The sequence below is a fragment of the Nodosilinea sp. AN01ver1 genome (assembly GCF_050565655.1).
Lineage (GTDB): Bacteria > Cyanobacteriota > Cyanobacteriia > Phormidesmidales > Phormidesmidaceae > Nodosilinea.
This window is the reverse complement of sequence record NZ_JBNXVS010000028.1, coordinates 59,904-78,938: the sequence shown is the minus strand read 5'-3', so window position 1 is coordinate 78,938 and position 19,035 is coordinate 59,904. Positions and strand designations below refer to the sequence as shown.

Sequence of the window (19,035 nt, the reverse complement as noted above, 5' to 3'; positions counted from 1 at the left end):
GTGAGAAGGATGAGGGAGGTGAGGGAACGGTCCCTGAGCGGAGTCGAAGGGGGGATAGGGAGATGGGGGGGAAAAGGCGGCTGGGGCAAGTGAGGGGGGTGGAGCAGCGGCGAGCGGGGCTGGAGTAGAGGGCGAGGGGGCGATCGCCGCAGGTTTGGCGGCTGTGGATGGTTGGGATGGAAGAATGAGATGCGATCGCCCGCTGGATCGTTCACTTGTAGCCGGAGTGCTGACCAGAATCTCGCTGGTTAGTCGTCCGATTTCGGCCAGAGTGGCGAGGGGGGCTGCCGCGCGAGGGGGAACGGTGGTCCAGTTTTCGGGCAGATCGAGAGAGGCGATCGCTGGAGATGGCGCGATCGTTGGAATGGGAAAAATGGGGGCGGCTGGGCTGGTTTGGGACCGACTGGGGACAGCTGGGTCGGAGGATGTGCCTGAGACCACCTCTGCGATCGCGGATGTGGGGTTGCGATCGCGGCCTGATTCTGAAGCCTGACCAGAAAGCTGACGATCTTTGACCAATTGAGCAGAAGGCCGGACGCACTTGGCGGAACGGGCGCGATCGCGCCCGTCGGCATCCCCAGGCGGCTGAGGAACTTTGGCCCTGCGGCCCTGTGAATCGACTGAGACTGCTGTGGCTGTCTCAGACTGCGACCAGGCCCCTAGCGGATCGCAATCGACCAGGGGCAGGGGCGGCGTCAGACTGGCCAGCAGCGCCTCCGTCCAGGCGGGCTGTGCCACCGGAGCATTGAGGGCGGCGGCCACCAGCCGAAAGGCCCTGATGTTGGTATCGTCAGAAAAAGCTGTCATAACCTGCAAACCATTGACATCCGTAGGGTGCATCCGCGAAGCGATGCACCATCCCCACCGGCCTCAACAACCGATCGCCCAAGTCAGCATTAGGCTTCGCGTCAACCCCTAGGGGTTCTCTTTGAGCATCTGCAAATGCAGCAAAATCTGCCCGAGGGTAAGCTCACTGACCTGCTGGGGCGTCCAGCCAAAAGACTTGGCCAGCACAAAGGCGGCTCGGGTCAGGGGCGCTTCCATCGCCGTCGATAGTTGCTCGGCGGAGGTGGTAATGCCGCTGATCTGGTTCACCTGATCGAGCAAAAACTGCACCAGACCCACATGCAAAGCTGCTACCTGAGCCACACTCAGCGCCGGTTCGACCAGCGCCCGCTGCACCATTAGCGTCGCCGTCAGCGAGTCGTTTTCCTTAGCGGCGCGGGCAATCACCTGGAGGTCTTGCACCGTCAGCGGCTGGAGCTGTACTGTGCGATCGCTCCCCAGCGCCCCCTGGTCATTGCTCTGGGGGTTGAGCACCGTCTCGGGCACCGCCACCGTGTAGGTGAGGCTACCGCCCGCCAATAACTCGTCAACTGTCAACATAGAGACTCACTTCTCAGGTACTACACCCTGTTGTTCATTGGGTCTGGGAGGCTCGTTAGATCAGCCCGTGGGTCGCGCTAGGGAATGAACTGGCTGATTCAACCGCCATCACCCGTAGGTCGCGCCAGGAGATGAGCCGGTTTGAGGCAAGAACAGGTAACGCTTGACTCACGCTACCCATCTCCCTCACCTACCCACCTACCCATCCACCCACCTACCCCTCATCCGCCACGGTCAGGTTCATCGCCTGGAAGCTCACCTGCTCCAGCACAAAGTCATCCTCCGGCACGCCGTAGGACCAGCCGTCGATTTTCACCCCATAGAGGGTGAGGGTGTTGTTCACCTCCGCCAGGGCGGGATTGTCGAGCAGCACGGTGATGTTGAACGACGGCTGATTCCAGCTGGCGGCAGGACGGCTGTCGGCCCCTTCCCCCAGCAGCAGCCGCAGCAGCGCGCCGTTGATATAGGCGCGGCCAATGGTGCCCGCGATGTGAATGTTGCCGTAGCGCAGCTCAGTAGGGTAGCGCTGCCCAATCTCGTGGAAAGGCTTAACGTCGGAGCGCACCGACACCGCTACATTCTGCACCCGGCCCACGGTTAGCAGATCGTAGCTGTCGATCACCCCCTGGGCCAGTTCGCCCTCGGCCCCTTCGGAGGTAGACAGGGTAATGGAGCCATCGGCCCCGGTTAAAACACTGGTATTTGCCATGGCTTTGTCCTACTGCAGGTTGAGGGTGACCAGGATGTAATCGATGCTGAAGGTGGGCAGCAGCACCGCGTTGACGACGGCCCGTCCGGCAATCTCGTCGTCGCGGCTGGCGGTAACCTCCAGGGTGTAGCTCACCAGGGCCTCGTCGCTCACCATGGTGTCGAGAAAGCTGGCGATCGCACCGTAGAGGGCCTTGCGCACCCGCTGGTTGTTGAGCTTGCCAATAAACGGGTCAGCCGAGAGCCGAATGCCCCGCTTGGCCGCATCGACAATGCGGCGGGTCGTGATCTGGGTGAAGGCACCCGTGTTCGTGGTCACGCCGCGCACCACGCGCACGCCGCGCCGTTCTTCCAGGGCCAGCACGTTGCCACCCACCAGCTGCTCCAGCTCGCCGTAGGAAAACCGCTGGGTCAGCTGCGTCACCCCCGGCAGCACCTTGTTGGTGGGGCTCGACTGCACCGCCAGCCCGCTAATCAACCCGGCTACGGCAGCAGCGGTGTACCGACCCGGCATCGCCACAACCTCGCCACTGGTGCCAGCGGCGGCATCAAAGCTGTAAATGCCTGGGGTAGCCAGAATAATGCGCCCGGTATCGTTGCTGGGTACGCTGCCCAAAAAGGTATTGAGCGCGGCGGTATCGACATCGCTGCCGACAATGGCAATCATGTCCTTGCCGTTGTTTTCGGCGCTGACCAGCAGCGGGTTGAGCACGGCGGCGGCCACGTCGGGTGCCAACTCCGGGGCAATCAAAATATTGACGTCGTCTTTGATCAGCTCGTTAAAGGCCGCCGTGTAGGCCGCCTGGTTAGGGGCTGGCGTCGGCGACAGAGCGCGGGCAAACACCGTTCGGGCCCCGTTTTGGTAGGCCACCTGGAGCGATCGCACCAGGTTGAGCTGCCCCGCCACCGCACCAGAGGCGTTCAACAGCGCATCGTAGTTGCCCAGCTGAGCCCGAGCACTGGCATAGTCCGACAAAACGAACGTCCGTCCGTAAATTGACGAGTCGAAGATGGGGCTACCATCCTCAGCCGTCTCGGGGTCGCCTGCGTCATCCACCGCCTGAATGCGAGCGGTGCCGACAATGCCAATATTGCCAACGGCGAAACCGCCAGCGCGAATCAGCCCCTCCGATCGCACCCGAATGTAGGTACCCGGAATAATTGTTGTGAGAATTTCTTCAGCCATAAACCGGTCCTTTACAGAACTGTAATTTGACGATGCAAAACCCTGGCCAACTGTTAACCAGAAACATAGCCACCGACAAAATAGCCAGCGCCAATTCCTGACACAGCCGACCTTATTTAGCTTTAGAACTGAGCGGATAAGAACTATGAATCAGCAGAACTAGACAACTCAAGATTGAGCGGAACGGCCTGAATGATTCCTTCAGTATCTTCTGGCAATTTCAGGAACTCGTACACAATTCGAAAAGTAACCTTTTGCTCCAGGGTGGCGTTATTCCCCTGCCCAGATTGGCGAATTTCAGGATCAACTTGAGCCGCACCCAGGCGTAAAATTCCGAGTTCTAAATAGCGCCGCCGGGTAAGACCAGAAAATGCCGCCATCAACTGCGCCAAAGCCGAGTCGAGACTGGCTACTGCATCGGTAGTCGACACTCGAATTTGAGCATCGGCCTCCATCTGATAACCCTTCACCTCCCCCAAAGGGTCAGCATTAGTGGAAATAAAACTGCCTATTCCGGAAGGCTTTACAGAAATTGGCAGCAGAACAGAGGCGACGGCAACTGAGCTATCCAGGTCGTCTGGCAAAATCTGACTTAACGCCGCCTGGAGTCCAGCTAAGATTTCATCAATAGCGAAATCCATTGCCACCAACCTCAGAACTACAAACCCTTAATACACATCAATAGTGACGTGTATTACAATGAAATATACAAACAAATATGATAGTAGTTGTCTACTCTCCTATCGCCTTATTGAACGGCTTCGAATGCAAAGAAGAAAACTTACTATAGGGAATTATGAGAATACTCTATCCCCTCAGTTTGAGGGGAGCAGACCAAAGTAACTATTTGGTTACAAAAATTTTTCTTAGTTAAGGACGCCTCGATTAATTGAGCTTTCTGAAGGAGAATTGCCTGATTTAAGGTAGGTAGGTTCGTAATGTTGAGGTAATGGGAAACAGCAGCGAGATATCAATGGCTGGTGCGCTGAGTCCTGAAGCCACTGAATCGTCTATCAGTCCCTATCTAAGTAACGAAATTTGATCGACTTGCGCAATAGGCCCCGCCAGTACTGGGTGGCAGCCCCCCACCCTTGAGGAGGAGAGCGTAGCAGGTTACCGTGCATGACAGCCGCTCTATCACGCTAAACGTATCAGAACAGGCCGACCTCAAGACCTTAGCGAGACGACCAAGCAGGGTTCAGCCAATTGCGCTGCGAGCCAAAATTGTCCCACAGGCGAGCCGAGGAGAAAGCCACAGCCAAATCAGCAAGGATACAAGTCGGCTGTGGCATCATCGCTGGTTGGAAGTGAGCCCTCAATGTATTCCCGTAGTTGAAGGGCTAGTGCTGAGCGACATTTTATCTGCCGCTACGGACAAATAAAGTGTCGCTCAACAACTGTACAAAACCTATGGGCGATACTGGACTCGAACCAGTGACATCCTGCTTGTAAGGCAGGCGCTCTACCAACTGAGCTAATCGCCCGTGCTGCATTTGCAGTTTTATATCTTAGCAGAGGATGGGGAGCATTTTGATCAACTTCGCCAACAATTTTCTGCTTGGGTCGCCTTGACGTCTGAATAGGTAGAATCTGCTACCTTAGCAGCATCTTCAATTCAGCGACAGATGAGGGGGGTGAGCGAGTAGACACCTCCTCAACAGGCTGCGCGCGCTTGGAATTGTGCCCTATGGCCTGTCGTATGGGCAGAGCTGGCGATCGCGCCTCCCCAGCCAGCTTCTACCGGCTGCCGTTTAGCCATCACCCTATCGTGCTGTGGCTAATGCCCTTGCTGCTTCTGGGGGCTACTTCTGGTTTTTTTGCAGCGGGTGCTAGTGTTTGCCCTCGAAGTACTGGTACCAGACCCAGTTGCCTGCCACCGTCACGGCTAGAACGGTGCCACCGCCCAGCCAGCCAAGGGTGGGATTGTAGCCACTGCGGGAGAGATTGGCCATCCACAGGTGGGTGAGGTCGCTGCCTAGGAGGCGATCGGCGATCGCAGGAAACAGATACATCATGGCTGCGCCAACGAGCAGCCAGCCTACCATCGAGACCAGCAGAAATATGGTTTTTGCCGTGGATTGAGTGCCGAGCATGGTTCTTTCTGAAACGCTTTAAGAGTATTTGAAGGTTAAGTTTTGAGCCTTGATATAGATCACAGAATTCAAACCTCAATGTTCAAAAATCAGCACCTATATGCCGATTGCCTACCGCTCCATATCCTCCAAGGCTTTGGGCACGGCGGCGGTGAGCACTTCGCAGCCGCTCTCCGTCACCAGTACGTCGTCTTCGATGCGAATGCCAATGCCCCGCCAGCGATCGTCGATCTGGGGTTGCCCCTCAGCCGGTTCGTAGGTGGGCGAAATATAGATGCCGGGCTCGACGGTGACCACATTGCCCACCTCAAAGGGCTTCCAGGTTTTGTCAGGGTTGCGCAAAATGCCGGCATCGTGCACATCCAGGCCCAGAAAATGGCCGGTGCCGTGCATAAAGAAGGCCTTGTGCTTTTTCTCTTCAATTAGGGTGTCGATATTGCCCGCCAGCAGTCCCAGATCTACCAGCCCTTCGGTAATGGTGCGGGTGGCGGCATCGTGGAACTCGTTGAAGGGGGCACCGGGCCTGACGGCGGCGATCGCCCGCAGCTGCGCCTCCAGCACCAGTTCGTACAAAATTCGCTGCTCGTCGCTAAAGCGCCCTCCCACCGGAAAGGTGCGGGTGATATCGGCGTTGTAGTAGTCGTAGGCGCAGCCCGCGTCGATCAGCAGCAGGTCGCCGTCCTGCATCTGGCAGTTGTTTTCGACGTAGTGCAGAATGCAGGCGTTGGCCCCTGAGGCCACAATCGAGGTGTAGGCCGGCCCCATCGCCCCCTCCAGGCGAAAGATATGCTCCATCTCGGCCTGAATTTCGTACTCAAAGCGGCCAGGGCGAGTAATTTCAAGGGCGTGGTTGTGGGCTTTGGCGGCGATCGCGATCGCCCTGCGCAGCCGCTCCAGTTCTTCCTCAGACTTCACCCGCCGCAGGGTTTGCATCAGCAGCGTGGCGTCCTCGATCGCCACGGGGCCGGTGCCGCGCTTGTAGTAGGTGGCCAGCAGCCTTTGCCAGTGGCGCAAAATCCGCTGGTTCAGCGCCTCGTCGTGGCCAAAGCGGTAGTAGAGGCGATCGGCTTTTTCTAAATACTTGGGCAGGTGCTCATCCAGTTCGGCAATGGGGTAAACCTGATCGGCCCCAAACTGCTCCTTCGCTTTGTCTACCCCTACCCGGTAGCCCGACCAGGTTTCTTTTTCAGGGTCTTTGGGCCGCACAAACAGCACAAACTTGTGCTCATCGTGGTGGGGAGCCAGCACCGCCACGGCCCCTGGCTCGTTGAAGCCCGTCAGGTAATAGAAATTGCTGTCCTGGCGAAAGGGGTAGTCGACATCGTTGTGCATCACCGCTGGGGGGGCGCTGGCAAAGACGGCGGTGCCGCTGCCGATCAGGTCCATTACACGCTGACGACGGTGGGCGTAGGAGGTGGTCATGGCGGTTGCATGGGGAATAGTCCAGAGGCTCAGCTCTGGGTGGGGTGAGGCCAGAGAAACCGGGTTTCTTATGTGGATGCTAAAGGATCTTGACGCTCTCCGCAGAAACCCGGCAGCTTGTTAGGTTCTGGGATACTGATATACCTGAATGCGCATACCCTGGCTGGGCAGGTCGTTGGGCCTGAGGCCCAGCGAACCGCTGGTGGCGCGAGTGACCGGAGTACCCTGCATCAGGCTCAAAAACTCATCTACCGGAGCCAGTTCGCAGCTGTCGCTAGCAGCCGTGGTTGCATAGTGGGTTGGAATCACGATCCTAGGCTTCAGCACCTGCACGGCCTGGACGGCCTCGGCGGCAGTATAGGCTTTGGGGCCGCCGCCTACGGGCACCAGCATGACATCGGGGCGACCCAGCAAAATCTGCTCTTCTACCCCTAGTGGCGCAGCGGCACCGCCCATGTGCACGATGGTGACGCCGCCCTGGGTCCACTTCCACACGGTGTTGTTGCCAAAGCGGCGGCCGCCCTCGCGATCGTGAGGGGTGAGAATGCCCTGAACGCGCAGGTCATTAAAGTCGTAAACGCCGGGGTCGGTCAGTACCCGAGGTTCGCCGGGCAGATCGTTGAGGTAGCCCTCATCAAACAGGCGGCTGCTGATCATGACGATGTCAGCCGGCACAGCCGGAGAGGGCAGCCCCTCAGTACACCCGATGCTGCGGAAGGGGTTGACCAAAATCCGCCGCCCGCCGCCGGTAAAGAGAAACGCCGTATGGCCCAGGCTGCGGATGGTAACACCTGCACTCTGGGCCTGGGCCTGGTTCAATGCACCCAATCCTAGGGTGACGCCTAACCCGGCCCCTGCATAACCCAGTAGTCTTCGCCGTTTCATTACTCTCTTACTCCCACACAGTACGTATAGCCGTGGCTAGCCTAGTGTAGACCGGGAACCGCTGATATTGGCCCCAAATTTGGGCCAGCGGTGCGATCGCCCCTAGCCCCACCCCGTAGGGTGCATTAGCGGCCAAAGGATCCGGGCGTAATCGATAACTTTGTGCTTTGGCCGCAATGCACCGCTCGTAGGAATCCCTCGTGACGGTGCATTGCGGCTTTGGGGCCTGGGCTGGCTGCGCTGGCTGAGTTGTGACGCCGCTAATGCACCCTACGCGATCTATGCGATCTGGGGCGTGCGCTCGGGGCTGGCCTGGCCGCTGACGATCGCCTCCTCTACCCCATAGTCTTCGGCGACCAGGCGAGCGGTCATTTTGGCCGACATCATCACGCTGGGGGTGCCAGCACCGGGCTGGGTGCCAGCGCCAACCAGGTACAGCCCGTTGATGTCTTCGCTGCGGTTGTGGGGCCGGAAGAAGGCCGACTGCACCAGCAGCGGCTCCAGGCCAAAGGCGTTGCCCGCGTAGGCATCGAGGGTGTTTTCGAAGTAGTCGGGGGTGATGTAGCTGTGGCACACCAGGCGATCGCGCAGGTTGGGCAGGTAGCCGCGCTCTTCGAGGAAGTCAAAGACGATGTCGCGCAGGCGATCGCCCACCTCAGACCAGTCAAGGCCCGACTTGTTGTTGGGCATCGGCACCAGCGTGTAGGCGGCATGGTGCCCAGGAGGTGCCAGCGACGGGTCGGTGAGGGTCGGCAGGTGCAGGTACTGGGAGAAATCTTTGGGGAGAATCTTGCGACCAAAGATGTCTTTCAGCAGCTCCTCGTAGCGGGGGCCGAGGATGATGGTGTGGTGGCGCAGCTTATCGGTTTCGTTGCCGTCGGCCTTGAAGCCAAAGTAGATGACAAACACCGACATCGACTGCTGAGCCAGCTTCACCCGCAGATCGCTGTTCCAGAAGCGGTACTGAGGCTCGATCAGCTTGCCGTAGGTGGTAGCCCAGTCGGCGTTAGAGACCACGACATCGGCCTCCATCGTCAGGCCGTCGCCCAGGGTGACCCCTGTGGTCACCTTCTTGCCGCCTTTGCGGCTGACGTTGATTTTGCTGACCGGGGCGTTGTACTTAATCTGGCCACCCAGGTCTTCAAATTTTTTCACAAAGCCCTGCACCAGCGCCCCGGTGCCGCCCATGGCAAAGTGAATGCCCCAGGTTTTTTCGACAAAGTGAATCATGGCGTAGATGGCGGGCACCGACAGGGGGTTACCGCCCACCAGCAGCGGCTCAAAGGTGAAGACCTGGCGCAGCTTGTCGCTCTTGAAGTAGCGACTGCTAAAGCGGAACAGGTTGCGCACGGCATCGAGCTTGAGCAGATCGGGGGCGACCTTGAGCATGGTGCCGACATCGCCGAAGTGGGTGTAGCCCAGCTCTAAAAAGCCGCGCTCGAAGATCGCTCGGGCCTGTTCGTGGAAGCGCTGGTATCCCTCCAGGTCGCCGGGCTCGCCCAGGGCGAGAATTTGCTCGTGGGTGTGGGCTTCGTCGCCGTCGTAGTCAAAGAAGGTGCCGTCGTCAAAGTAGATGCGGTAGAAGGGCAGAATGGGCACAATCTGCACGTAGCGGCTGGTGTTGGGGCCGCCCGAAACGCCTTCTTTAATGCGCTTGTTCTCATCAACGATGGTGGAAGGGAAGTCTTCGGCGGTCAGGTTGGCGCGATCGCGCTCCAGCGAAAACAGCTCCTCAATAAAGTGGGGTACCGTGATCACCGTCGGCCCCATATCGAAGGTAAAGCCCTGCTCGCGACGCACGTAGGCCCGCCCACCAGGGGCATCTAGCGCCTCGACAATAGTGGTGTCAAACCCCAGGCTCTGTAGGCGAATGCCCATGGCCAACCCGCCAATGCCCGCCCCAATCACGATCGCCTGCTTCCGGCCCATGCTTGACTCCTGAGAGAACTGTTACAAACGTTAATAACTTGTCTGTATTCTACTACTGCTGGTTAACCTCGCGCTGCAAACAGGCGGGCTACCCCGCAGACAAATCCTGGCAGCAGGTCTGAGGTAATCGGGTCTTGGGCTAGAAGGGTTGTGGTCAACGTCAGCTGAGCTTGCTCGCGGCGATAGACCTCAATACGCTGGGCGGTGCGATCGACGATCCAATATTCCAAAACGCCTTGAATAGAGTAAAGCTTGAGTTTGGCGGAGCGGTCCCGTTCTTCATTAGCTTTGCCAGAGGATAACACCTCTACGACTAGTTCAGGTGCTCCCTGTAGGTGGCCTGCTTCATCCTGAATTTGAGCAATCCGTTCAGTGCTGCCCCACACCACATCGAGCGATACGTTATCTGAGTCGGAGAAAATTAAGCCAGGCATAATGAAGGCTTCTCCGGAGCCCTGGTCAACCGACCATGCGTCAAGAGCAGCAAAAATGCGGCCAGCTACCTGTTGATGTTTGCAGTGAGGCGATCGCGTCACAAACAGCTCTCCGTCAATAATCTCGTAGCGAACCCACTCATTTTCGGGGAGCGCTTCGATGTCTTTGATGGTCCAGCGAACTGGGCTTTTGGCAACGCTCATAGCTGAGAACCCCGGAAAAGCTGTGTCTCTAAATTGTAGGATTCAAACCAATTTGTCAGGAGAATGCCCCTCTCTAAGCCATCGCTGGCACCGGCAGCGACACCAAAAAATTTCGCAGAATCTGCATGCCCGCATCGGTCAAAATGCTCTCGGGGTGAAACTGCACCCCCTGCAGGTGGGGGTAGTCGCGGTGCTGCACCCCCATAATGGTGCCGTCCTCTACCCAAGCGGTGATTTCGAGCGCCTCGGGGCAGGTGGAGCGATCGATCACCAGACTGTGGTAGCGGGTAGCCAGAAAGGGGTTGTCTAAGCCAGCAAACACGCCCTGGCCGGTGTGAAACACGGGTGACGTCTTGCCGTGCATGAGTTCGGCGGCGCGCACCACGTTGCCGCCAAACACCTGGCCGATGCTCTGGTGGCCCAGGCACACGCCCAAAATAGGCATTGTGGGGCCAAGCTGCTGAATAATTTCTAGCGAGACCCCGGAGTCGTCAGGGGTGCCGGGGCCGGGTGAGATCACAATGCCATCGGGCCTGAGGGCGGTAATCTCATCCACCGTAATTTCGTCGTTGCGAAACACCAGCAGCTCGCTTGCCACCGGCAGTTCAGCCCCCAGCTCGCCCAGGTACTGCACCAGGTTGTAGGTAAAGCTGTCGTAGTTGTCGATCACTAAAATCATAGGGGCAGACCAAATGAGGGCTAAAACAGCTGAAACAGCCACTGCTGCCACAGGGGCGGCAGCAGCAAACAGGCGGCCACCGAGACCGAAATCAGCGCTGAGATGAGCACGGCGGCGGCGGCGCAGTCTTTGGCGATCTTAGCGAGCTCGTGGTAGGTCTGCTGCACCGTAAGGTCAACCACCGACTCTAGGGCGGTGTTGATCAGCTCCAGGGTGAGCACGACGCCGCAGGTAAGGATGATTACGGCTAGCTCTACCGGGGCCAAATGCAGGGCGATCGCCAGCCCCACCGCCAAGCTGCCGACCACCACGTGAATGCGAAAATTGCGCTGGGTGCGAAAGGCATAGGCTACCCCCTGCCAGGCATACTTAAAGCTCACCAGTAAGTTGGTGGCCACGCGCCAGGAGAGCGATCGGCTGACCGCATCGAGGTTGCCCTCGGGCACCGGCACCACCGACTCGGAATTTTCGCTATAGAGAGTCATAGACACTATTAAATAGAGGCGATCGGGCAATATGCCCCTATACCGTACCGTGGAGGACGAATCAGGGCCAATTTAGCCTACTTTTTCAGACGTTAACCCAGCGGCGGTGAGCAATTCGCTCTGTTTATCTAGCATGGCGACCAGGCTGGTTTCGTCAGGGTGGTCCCAACCAAGCAGGTGCAAAAAACCGTGGGCAGCGAGCCAGGCGGTTTCCCAGCGCAGCGAGTGACCCGCCTCGGCGGCTTGCCGGGTAGCGGTATCGAGCGAAATAATAATGTCGCCCAGGTACAGCGGCTCTGTATCTAAAAGTTCATCTGTCAGCGGAAAGTCGTTCTCCAAGGCTGCAAAGGAGAGCACATCGGTAGGTTGGTCGAGCTGGCGAAACTGCTGGTTGAGGGCGGCAATTTCAGCGTCGGTGGTCAGCTTGAGCGCCAGTTCGTAGGCCCCAATGGGGGATCCTTGCAGCGCCATCTGCTGGCCCCACTGAGTAAACCAGCGATCCCACTCGTCGCTAGTGACCACCGCCGCTGCGGGGTGGTTGGTTTCTAGGGCCACCTCAAGGGTCGGCGGGGTCGGAGTTGCCATTGGTTAACGGGTCAGGTAGGCCAGGCCTACCAGCAGGCTCAGCAGGGCGGTCACGGTCAGCGAAAAGTGAAACAGCGACTTGCCGCCCTTTTTGACCATGTTGCGCATGGCCAGTTTGACAAAGCTGGGGGGCGCTTCGGCGGGTGCAGGGGAGGGTTGATCGGTCGTGGCGGGGTCTAGGGTTGTTTGGTCCTGGCTCATAGGAGACGCTCCAAGGCGAGATAGCTCTAATGTACCGGGTTTTTGGGGTCGGTAGGGTAAGGGCGATCGCCCTCCTTTGCACTACTTTTCTGTCTTAGTAGGTGGCCTGCAACCGGCTCAGCAGGTAGTCTCCAGCGGCGATCGGCGGGTATCGGGGCGGATGGCCCGGCCCCTGACAGGTGGGCAGGCAGCTGATCAGGGCATCGGCATTGGGCTCACAAAAAAAGGCGATGGAGTAGCGGTCTCGCTGGGCCTGTTCGCCCTGGGGCAGACTCACCCGATGCCTGGTCGAGCGAAACACGCCGTTGCTCCAGCGCTCCGTCAAATCGCCCGTGTTAATTAGCACAGCACCGGGGATCGCTGGGGCCGCAATCCAGTTGCCCTGAGCGCTGAGTACTTCAAGGCCGCCCACATCATCCTGAAACAGCAGGGTCAGGGTGCCGTAGTCGGAGTGCGCCCCAGCCCGAATTTGCCCTGGTTGAGGAGATACATGCATAGGCGGGTAGTGCAGTAGTCGCAGGGTGTAGTTTTGAGCCGTGTGGTGGGAGACGATAAACTCCTCTGGCATGTCTAGCGCCAGGGCAAAGGCGCGAAAGATCTTGGCTGCCGCTGTGGCACAGGCGTCAAAAAACTGAGTAAGCGTGGCGCGGAAGTCGGCGGGTTGGGCGGGCCAGCGGTTTTGCATCAGGGCTGCGTCTGCAGTGGCGATCGCGGCGGGGTCCATTTCTCGGCCCAGGTTGAAGGCTTCTTTGAGATCGCCGGGCTGGGTTTCGTCGAGCCGCTCGCGCTCCAGGCCAATATAGCCCCGGTTGCTGACCTCGCTCGACCAGGCGATCGCCTGTTTCTCGGCCAGAGGCAGGGCAAAAAACTGCTGCGACTGGGCAAAAGCCGCCGCGATCGCCTCCTCGGGAATACCGTGGTTAGTCAGGTAGAGAAAGCCCACCCCATGACAGGCGTGATAGATATCAGCCGCCACCTGAATCTTGCCCACCGGGTCGTCAGTGAGAACGGGCGAAAAATCGACCAGGGGAATCTCGGTTTGCATGGTTACGGCTTGGCCACCTGACTGTAAAACTTCATCCTTATAGAAGGATGCTCTGGGGGTGAGCGGTGCCCACCCTGCGGTGGCTCTAGGGTAACGGCTGGAGCTTAAACGGTCTGCTCCTGGAGAACCTGATTTTCCTGACGCAGGTAGGCCTGAATAAAGGCCTCTAGCTCCCCGGCCATGACGTCGTCGATCGCGGTGGTTTCAACCCCGGTGCGCAGGTCTTTGACTAGCTGGTACGGGTGAAACACGTAGTTGCGAATTTGGGCACCCCAGCTCGCTTCGACCATGTCGCCGCGAATTTCGGCGATCGCCTGGGCCTGCTGCTCTTGAGCGATAATCAGCAGCTTGGCCTTGAGAATAATCATCGCCTTTTCGCGGTTTTGCAGCTGCGATCGCTCCTGGGTGCAGCGCACCGAGATCCCCGTCGGCAGGTGGGTGATGCGCACCGCCGTCTCCACCTTGTTGACGTTTTGGCCGCCCGCCCCGCCCGACCTGGAGGTCTTGATTTCCAGGTCTTTTTCAGGAATATCCAGCTCGATATTCTGATCGAGAATTGGCATCACCTCCACCCCGGCAAAGCTGGTCTGGCGCTTGCCGTTGGCGTTAAAGGGCGAAATTCGCACCAGGCGGTGGGTTCCTTTCTCGGACTTCAAATAGCCATAGGCGTAGCGCCCGGTGATCTCCAGCGTGGCCGACTTCAGCCCCGCCTCTTCTCCCTCAGAGATTTCCACCAGGTGCACCTGGTAACCCTGGCGCTCGGCCCAGCGGGTGTACATGCGCAGCAGCATCTCGCCCCAGTCCTGGGCATCGGTGCCGCCTGCCCCGGCATTGATAGTCAGCACCGCGCCTTTTTTGTCGTAGGGGCCGGCCAGCAGCTGCTGGAGTTCCCACTGGTCGAGTTCCTGGCTCAGACGAGTGACCGTGCCCTGGGCTTCCTGAAAGAGGGCTTCGTCGTTGTCCTCCTGCAGCAGCTCCAGAATGGCGGCGGTGTCGTCAAGGTTGGCCTGCCAGGTGGTGAGCTGAGTCAGGTTGGCCTTGTAGTCGCTCAGCTCTTGCAGGGTGTCCTGGGCTTTGCTCTGGTCATCCCAAAAGTCGGGCTGGGCCGCCAGCTGCTCCAGGTCTTGAATTTTGGCTTCGAGGGCAGGAATGTCAAAGATAGTCCTGGGTCTTACCCAGGCGATCGGTGAGCGTCTCAAGTTCACGCTTGAGGTCGGTGGTGTCTAGCATGGTGTGCCGTGGTGGACTGGAAGATCACTATAGCGGATGTTGGTGGGGGGCGGTTGAGAGGCATTCAAAGGTGGGGAGTTCAAAATTCAAGGTGCAAAATGGTTCAGTTAGTGAATTCGTAGGGTGCATTCGCGATAGCAATGCACCAAATTCGTATATTGGGATGGGAATTTTGGAAGTTCGCAATATGCAGACGGTGCATTGCGGCCAGCAAGATCAATTAACTAAAAGCAGAATAGGATTTTGGCCGCGAATGCACCCTACATTTTCTTAACCCATCCCTCCTCACCCTCCTATGCTGCTTTGAAGAAGCGAATAATTTCGCGAACGTGCTCTAGGAACTGGCCGTCGGCGCTGAGCTGGGCGATCGCCTGCTGCCCCTCAAACGCCAACCGCTGGTGTTCCGTCTGATTGGTAGCCGTCAGAGTCATAACTTCCGTGGCGAGAACCGTGAGATCTTGCCTGAGGGCCTGGCGCTGGCGCTGCTCGGTGGCAGCCCAGGAGGCGGGGTCGTCGGTATTAAGCTGGGCGGTGAGCTGCTCTAGCTTGGTTTCGGCCTGGGTGAGGCGATCGCGCAACTCCACTACATCTTCGCGCGGGTGCTGAAACTGCTGCTGAATAGCGGCAATGCGGGTGGCGAAGTACTGGTAGGTGCGCAGGGCGGGGCGCAGGCCGCTGAGCAGTAGGGCGGCGGCTGAGCCCCAGTAGCCCAGCTGGCTGACGCCCGTGCTGGCCAGAAAATACAGGCCCAGGGCGGTGAGCAGGTGGAGGGCTAGCACCAGACGCAGCGACCAGCAGGCCAGCGATCGCACGTAGTCAACCTGGCGATCGTCCACGGCAATGCCCTTCTCCCTGGAGAGGTCGGCTTCGCTCAGCGCGGTCTTGGCCTCAAAGTAAATGTTCCAGGGCACGGTGGTCAGGGTCAGCAGCCAGCCGAAGCTGGCCAGCCCCACCACCCAGTCGGTCAAGTTGCCCACCGGAATCTGCCACCACTGGGCCAGGCCAAAAATTAACACCAGCATCAGCACCAGACTCAGGCTGAGAACGCTTGCCACCATATTTGATTGCTCCAAAGCTAAGGGGCAGCCAGAACTGATAAAGTCCTTAGCTGCCCCTATGGTGGCCGGGATGGCTGGCTCCAGTGAAAGAGCTGGGCCGATTTTTGAGCTGTTCCTGCTGGGGTTAAGCGGCCAGGTGCTGGGTGACGGCCTGCACAATGTGCTGGGTCCAGCGATCGACCAGACCCCCATCGATCGCTTCAACCATGACGCGCAGGACGGGCTCAGTGCCGGAGGGGCGCACCAGCACCCGGCCCTCGCTGCCCATCGCCTGTTCGGCGGCGGTCACGGCTTGGCAAACGGGGGCGCAGTCTTGCCAGTTGAGGCGGCGATCGCGATCGGTCACCTGCACGTTCTGCAGCTTTTGTGGGTAGGTTGTAAAGCTGTCATCCACCAGAGCGGCCAGAGACCCGCCCAGGGTTTGCACCAGTGCCGCCAGGTGCAGCGCCGTGAGAATGCCGTCGCCCGTGAGGCTGTAGTGGTGGCAGAGAATGTGGCCCGACTGTTCGCCGCCGAGCTTGGCCCCCCGGCTCACCATTTCGCTGTAGACGTGCTGGTCGCCCACGCTGGTGCGCACCAGGATGCCGCCCAGTTTTTCCCAGGCTCGCTCAAAGCCCAGGTTCGCCATTACCGTCGAGATCACGGTGTGGTTGGGCAGTCGTCCCTGCTCGTGCAGGCGCTTGCCCCAAAAATAGAGAATATAGTCGCCATCGACCACGCGGCCCTGGGCATCGACCGCCATCACCCGGTCGGCATCGCCGTCGAAGGCAAAGCCCAGGTCGGCCTGGTGCAGGGCGATCGCGGCCTTGAGCGGTTCCAGGTGGGTCGAGCCGCAGTCCACATTGATGCGATCGCCGTCGGGGGCACCGTGCAGCGCAATCACCTCGGCTCCAGCTTCTAAGAAGACCTGCTCGGCCAGGCGGGTGGCCGAGCCCCAGGCCATATCCAGCACGACCTTCATGCCGGTCAAATTGAGGTCGGGCTGCAGCGGCTCGTGCAAAAAGCTGGCGTAGCGGTTGACCAACTCTGGTCGGTAGTAGCACTGGCCCCAGGCGGTAGTCGCCTCTAGCCCGGTCAGCTGACCCCGCAGCGCCGCTTCAATCGCCTTCTGCACCGGGCTGGCAAGCTTGGTGCCGTCTCCGCCAAAAAACTTGATGCCGTTGTCGGCGGGGGGGTTGTGGCTGGCCGAAATCATAATGCCGCCCAGGGCCTGGCAAGACTCGGCCAGGTAGGCTACCGCCGGGGTGGGGCACAGCCCAATGTGCCAAACGTCAAGCCCGGCGGCGGTCAAACCCGCCGAGAGAGCCGAAGCCAGCATGTGGCCAGAGGTGCGCGAGTCCTGGCCCAGAATGATTGGTCCGTTGGCCAGCCCGTTGGCCTGCATGACCTGCCCGGCCCAGTAGCCAATGTCCATGGCTAGAGGAGCGGTTAACAGGTCGCCCGCTTTGCCGCGAATGCCATCGGTGCCAAACAAAGGTCCTGGCGGCAGCGGCAGTCGGGCCAGTCCTTTAGCACCGGAGTCAGCGCCTGACAGCTCAGGGCTCAATGCCTCAGCCCTGGGGGACCCAGCGCTGGGGCTGTTGCTACCGTCCTGCTGCGGGTCTACAGGTACTGTGCCCGTAGGTCTTACCGGAGAACTTACCATGTTAATTTTCCTCACACCTCACACTCACAGTGGAGGATAGCACCTCTGCCTTAGGATGGAACTATCCCTCTGGGCCAGTTCTACCCATCGCTATGGTCAATTATTCCTCTACCGAAAGTGTTGATCCCAGCCTCAAGGAAGGTATTGATCTATTTAATCGGGGCGAATACTACCGCTGCCACGACGTGCTGGAAGCGATTTGGATGGAGGCCGACACCCTAGAAAAGCCGTTTTACCAGGGCATTCTGCAAATTGCTGTGGGGCTGTATCACCTGGGTAACCACAACTGGCAGGGGGCCTCGATTCTGCTGGGGGAGGGGGTCAATCGTCTGCGCCCCTTTGAGCCCGCCTATGCCGGGGTAGACGTAGCCCGCCTGGTGGACTGCGGCTGGGCCTGGCTGACCACGCTGCATCAGACCGGCCCCGATCGCGTGGCTGAGGTGGCCGCCGCCGTCCCCCTGGCCCAGGGCGAACCAGAGGCTGGGGCGGATCCTGACGCTGTGGTTGCGATCGCAGGCATTGATGCTCCGCTCCCGGCTCTCTATCTATTTACATAGCGCCAGACCGACCGCAGGTTTGAGGTTCACCGCGCTGCCCCAAGGCCGAGCAAAGCGGTGCTCGTTAGCAGCAGCGCTGCCTGCTAGGATGAGTTCTGTGCCGCTGGGGCGCGCTGTTCTCTTGCCAATGTCAACCATGCAAATCTATTTAGACTACAGCGCCACCACGCCCCCGCGCCCGGAGGCGATCGCCGCCATCAGCGCCTCTATGGCCGACCAGTGGGGCAACCCCTCTAGCCTGCACCAGTGGGGCAGCCGCTCGGCCACGGTGCTTGAGCAGGCGCGATCGCAGGTGGCCGGGCTGCTCAATGCCCCCGCCGAGGCGGTGGTGTTTACGGCGGGGGGCACCGAGGCCGACAACCTGGCCCTGATGGGAGTCGCCCAGCGCTACCGGGTGCCCCAGCACCTAATTATTTCGTCAGTAGAACATTCAGCGGTCGAAAAACCGGCCCAGCAGCTCGAAGCGCTGGGCTGGCAGGTAACCCGACTGCCGGTGAATGCCCAGGGACGAGTCAGCCCCAGCGATCTGCGTCAGGCCCTGCGCGACAACACTGTGATGGTGTCAATTATCTACGGCCAGAGCGAAGTCGGCACCCTGCAGCCGATCGAGGCGCTGGGCCAAATCGCCCGCGACCACGGAGCACTGTTCCACACCGATGCGGTGCAGGTAGCCGGGCGGCTGCCGCTGGATGTGCAGACCCTGCCGGTCGATCTGCTGTCGCTCTCCAGCCACAAAATCTACGGGCCGCAGGGAGCCGGCGCGCTGTACGTGCGGCCTGGGGTAGAGCTGGTGCCGCTGCTGGGCGGCGGCGGCCAGGAGTTTGGCCTGCGATCGGGCACTCAGGCGGTGCCCACCCTGGCCGGGTTTGGGGCGGCGGCGGCCCTGGCTGCTGAGGAAATGGCGACCGAAACGCCGCGCCTGATCGGCCTGCGCGATCGCCTGTTTGACCAGCTAGCCAGCGTGGCTGAACTGTCGCCCACGGGCGATCGCTACCAGCGACTGCCCCACCACGCCAGCTTTTGCGTTGCCGCCGACGGCGAGCAGGTCAGCGGTCGCACCCTGGTGCGCGAGATGAATTTAGCCGGCATTGGCATTAGCGCTGGGGCGGCCTGCCGCAGCGGCAAGCTCAGCCCCAGTCCGGTGCTGCTGGCCATGGGCTACAGCGATCGCGCCGCCAGCTGCGGCATTCGGCTCACCCTGGGGCGGCACACCACCGCCGCCGACATCGACTGGGTGGCGCTGGTGCTGCGCCAGGTGCTGAGTCGCACCCTAGCCACGCTGGCCCTCACCCCTGTGTAGAAT

19 protein-coding genes, 1 tRNA gene and 1 pseudogene are annotated in these 19,035 nt (G+C 59.8%); 2 read left to right on the top strand and 19 right to left on the bottom strand.

Annotation, left to right across the window (positions count from 1 at the left end; genetic code table 11):
* The 19 genes and pseudogenes from ACQ4N7_RS19705 to glmM form a co-directional block, all read right to left on the bottom strand.
* Window positions 1-807 (bottom strand): annotated as a pseudogene (locus tag ACQ4N7_RS19705) (hypothetical protein); the annotation flags it as partial.
* Between the two features lie 108 nt (window positions 808-915).
* Window positions 916-1,386, bottom strand: coding sequence for a hypothetical protein (locus tag ACQ4N7_RS19700; protein ID WP_430713196.1), 471 nt, complete (start codon window positions 1,384-1,386; stop codon window positions 916-918).
* Between the two features lie 214 nt (window positions 1,387-1,600).
* Window positions 1,601-2,095: a hypothetical protein gene (locus tag ACQ4N7_RS19695; RefSeq protein ID WP_430713195.1), complete on the bottom strand. Its 495-nt coding sequence runs from the start codon at window positions 2,093-2,095 to the stop codon at window positions 1,601-1,603.
* A 9-nt stretch (window positions 2,096-2,104) separates the two neighbouring features.
* A complete protein-coding gene (locus ACQ4N7_RS19690; protein WP_430713194.1) occupies window positions 2,105-3,280 on the bottom strand; it encodes a phage tail sheath C-terminal domain-containing protein in 1,176 nt (391 codons plus the stop codon).
* Window positions 3,281-3,423: 143 nt separating this feature from the next.
* The gene (locus ACQ4N7_RS19685) at window positions 3,424-3,921 is read right to left on the bottom strand and encodes a hypothetical protein (protein WP_430713193.1); all 498 of its coding nucleotides are present in this window, start codon (window positions 3,919-3,921) and stop codon (window positions 3,424-3,426) included.
* Between the two features lie 770 nt (window positions 3,922-4,691).
* Window positions 4,692-4,764, bottom strand: a tRNA-Val gene (locus tag ACQ4N7_RS19680).
* A gap of 345 nt (window positions 4,765-5,109) precedes the next feature.
* The gene (locus tag ACQ4N7_RS19675) at window positions 5,110-5,373 is read right to left on the bottom strand and encodes a hypothetical protein (protein ID WP_430713191.1); all 264 of its coding nucleotides are present in this window, start codon (window positions 5,371-5,373) and stop codon (window positions 5,110-5,112) included.
* Between the two features lie 111 nt (window positions 5,374-5,484).
* Window positions 5,485-6,795 carry an aminopeptidase P N-terminal domain-containing protein gene (locus tag ACQ4N7_RS19670; protein ID WP_430713190.1) on the bottom strand — a complete coding sequence of 437 codons (1,311 nt, stop codon included), beginning with the start codon at window positions 6,793-6,795 and terminating at the stop codon, window positions 5,485-5,487.
* 120 nt (window positions 6,796-6,915) lie between these two features.
* Window positions 6,916-7,680, bottom strand: a complete 765-nt coding sequence (locus tag ACQ4N7_RS19665; protein ID WP_430713189.1) for an MBL fold metallo-hydrolase — start codon at window positions 7,678-7,680, stop codon at window positions 6,916-6,918.
* Window positions 7,681-7,959: 279 nt separating this feature from the next.
* Window positions 7,960-9,609 (bottom strand): phytoene desaturase family protein, encoded by a 1,650-nt coding sequence (crtI, locus tag ACQ4N7_RS19660; protein WP_430713188.1) that lies wholly within the window; start codon window positions 9,607-9,609, stop codon window positions 7,960-7,962.
* A 62-nt stretch (window positions 9,610-9,671) separates the two neighbouring features.
* Window positions 9,672-10,247, bottom strand: a complete 576-nt coding sequence (locus tag ACQ4N7_RS19655; RefSeq protein WP_430713187.1) for a Uma2 family endonuclease — start codon at window positions 10,245-10,247, stop codon at window positions 9,672-9,674.
* A gap of 73 nt (window positions 10,248-10,320) precedes the next feature.
* Window positions 10,321-10,926, bottom strand: coding sequence for an anthranilate synthase component II (locus ACQ4N7_RS19650; RefSeq protein ID WP_430713186.1), 606 nt, complete (start codon window positions 10,924-10,926; stop codon window positions 10,321-10,323).
* A gap of 20 nt (window positions 10,927-10,946) precedes the next feature.
* Window positions 10,947-11,411 (bottom strand): diacylglycerol kinase family protein, encoded by a 465-nt coding sequence (locus tag ACQ4N7_RS19645; protein WP_430713185.1) that lies wholly within the window; start codon window positions 11,409-11,411, stop codon window positions 10,947-10,949.
* 72 nt (window positions 11,412-11,483) lie between these two features.
* A complete protein-coding gene (gene ybeY, locus ACQ4N7_RS19640) occupies window positions 11,484-11,996 on the bottom strand; it encodes an rRNA maturation RNase YbeY (RefSeq protein ID WP_430713184.1) in 513 nt (170 codons plus the stop codon).
* A 3-nt stretch (window positions 11,997-11,999) separates the two neighbouring features.
* Window positions 12,000-12,197: a DUF3285 domain-containing protein gene (locus ACQ4N7_RS19635; protein WP_430713183.1), complete on the bottom strand. Its 198-nt coding sequence runs from the start codon at window positions 12,195-12,197 to the stop codon at window positions 12,000-12,002.
* Window positions 12,198-12,291: 94 nt separating this feature from the next.
* Window positions 12,292-13,242, bottom strand: a complete 951-nt coding sequence (locus ACQ4N7_RS19630; RefSeq protein ID WP_430713182.1) for an isopenicillin N synthase family dioxygenase — start codon at window positions 13,240-13,242, stop codon at window positions 12,292-12,294.
* A 104-nt stretch (window positions 13,243-13,346) separates the two neighbouring features.
* A protein-coding gene (gene prfB / locus ACQ4N7_RS19625; protein WP_430713181.1) for a peptide chain release factor 2 occupies window positions 13,347-14,472 on the bottom strand; the annotation gives its coding sequence in 2 pieces (ribosomal slippage) (window positions 13,347-14,396 and window positions 14,398-14,472; 1,125 coding nt in all).
* Between the two features lie 293 nt (window positions 14,473-14,765).
* Window positions 14,766-15,530, bottom strand: coding sequence for a hypothetical protein (locus ACQ4N7_RS19620; protein WP_430713180.1), 765 nt, complete (start codon window positions 15,528-15,530; stop codon window positions 14,766-14,768).
* 124 nt (window positions 15,531-15,654) lie between these two features.
* Window positions 15,655-17,175, bottom strand: a complete 1,521-nt coding sequence (gene glmM, locus ACQ4N7_RS19615; RefSeq protein ID WP_430713179.1) for a phosphoglucosamine mutase — start codon at window positions 17,173-17,175, stop codon at window positions 15,655-15,657.
* A 92-nt stretch (window positions 17,176-17,267) separates the two neighbouring features.
* On the opposite strand from glmM, the gene ACQ4N7_RS19610 reads away from it, so the two are divergent.
* A complete protein-coding gene (locus tag ACQ4N7_RS19610) occupies window positions 17,268-17,732 on the top strand; it encodes a DUF309 domain-containing protein (protein WP_430713178.1) in 465 nt (154 codons plus the stop codon).
* 136 nt (window positions 17,733-17,868) lie between these two features.
* Complete coding sequence (locus tag ACQ4N7_RS19605; RefSeq protein WP_430713198.1) at window positions 17,869-19,032, top strand: cysteine desulfurase family protein; 1,164 nt, start codon at window positions 17,869-17,871, stop codon at window positions 19,030-19,032.
* Window positions 19,033-19,035 lie beyond the last annotated feature (3 nt).

Coding starts and splice junctions, on each gene's coding strand:
- ACQ4N7_RS19700 (WP_430713196.1), bottom strand. CDS start 1,386: ATGTTGACAGTTGACGAGTTATTGGCGGGCGGTAGCCTCACCTACACG.
- ACQ4N7_RS19620 (WP_430713180.1), bottom strand. CDS start 15,530: ATGGTGGCAAGCGTTCTCAGCCTGAGTCTGGTGCTGATGCTGGTGTTA.
- ACQ4N7_RS19670 (WP_430713190.1), bottom strand. CDS start 6,795: ATGACCACCTCCTACGCCCACCGTCGTCAGCGTGTAATGGACCTGATC.
- ACQ4N7_RS19665 (WP_430713189.1), bottom strand. CDS start 7,680: ATGAAACGGCGAAGACTACTGGGTTATGCAGGGGCCGGGTTAGGCGTC.
- ACQ4N7_RS19685 (WP_430713193.1), bottom strand. CDS start 3,921: ATGGATTTCGCTATTGATGAAATCTTAGCTGGACTCCAGGCGGCGTTA.
- crtI (WP_430713188.1), bottom strand. CDS start 9,609: ATGGGCCGGAAGCAGGCGATCGTGATTGGGGCGGGCATTGGCGGGTTG.
- ACQ4N7_RS19695 (WP_430713195.1), bottom strand. CDS start 2,095: ATGGCAAATACCAGTGTTTTAACCGGGGCCGATGGCTCCATTACCCTG.
- ACQ4N7_RS19690 (WP_430713194.1), bottom strand. CDS start 3,280: ATGGCTGAAGAAATTCTCACAACAATTATTCCGGGTACCTACATTCGG.
- ACQ4N7_RS19650 (WP_430713186.1), bottom strand. CDS start 10,926: ATGATTTTAGTGATCGACAACTACGACAGCTTTACCTACAACCTGGTG.
- ACQ4N7_RS19655 (WP_430713187.1), bottom strand. CDS start 10,247: ATGAGCGTTGCCAAAAGCCCAGTTCGCTGGACCATCAAAGACATCGAA.
- ACQ4N7_RS19645 (WP_430713185.1), bottom strand. CDS start 11,411: ATGACTCTCTATAGCGAAAATTCCGAGTCGGTGGTGCCGGTGCCCGAG.
- ACQ4N7_RS19610 (WP_430713178.1), top strand. CDS start 17,268: ATGGTCAATTATTCCTCTACCGAAAGTGTTGATCCCAGCCTCAAGGAA.
- ACQ4N7_RS19675 (WP_430713191.1), bottom strand. CDS start 5,373: ATGCTCGGCACTCAATCCACGGCAAAAACCATATTTCTGCTGGTCTCG.
- glmM (WP_430713179.1), bottom strand. CDS start 17,175: ATGGTAAGTTCTCCGGTAAGACCTACGGGCACAGTACCTGTAGACCCG.
- ACQ4N7_RS19630 (WP_430713182.1), bottom strand. CDS start 13,242: ATGCAAACCGAGATTCCCCTGGTCGATTTTTCGCCCGTTCTCACTGAC.
- ybeY (WP_430713184.1), bottom strand. CDS start 11,996: ATGGCAACTCCGACCCCGCCGACCCTTGAGGTGGCCCTAGAAACCAAC.
- ACQ4N7_RS19635 (WP_430713183.1), bottom strand. CDS start 12,197: ATGAGCCAGGACCAAACAACCCTAGACCCCGCCACGACCGATCAACCC.
- ACQ4N7_RS19605 (WP_430713198.1), top strand. CDS start 17,869: ATGCAAATCTATTTAGACTACAGCGCCACCACGCCCCCGCGCCCGGAG.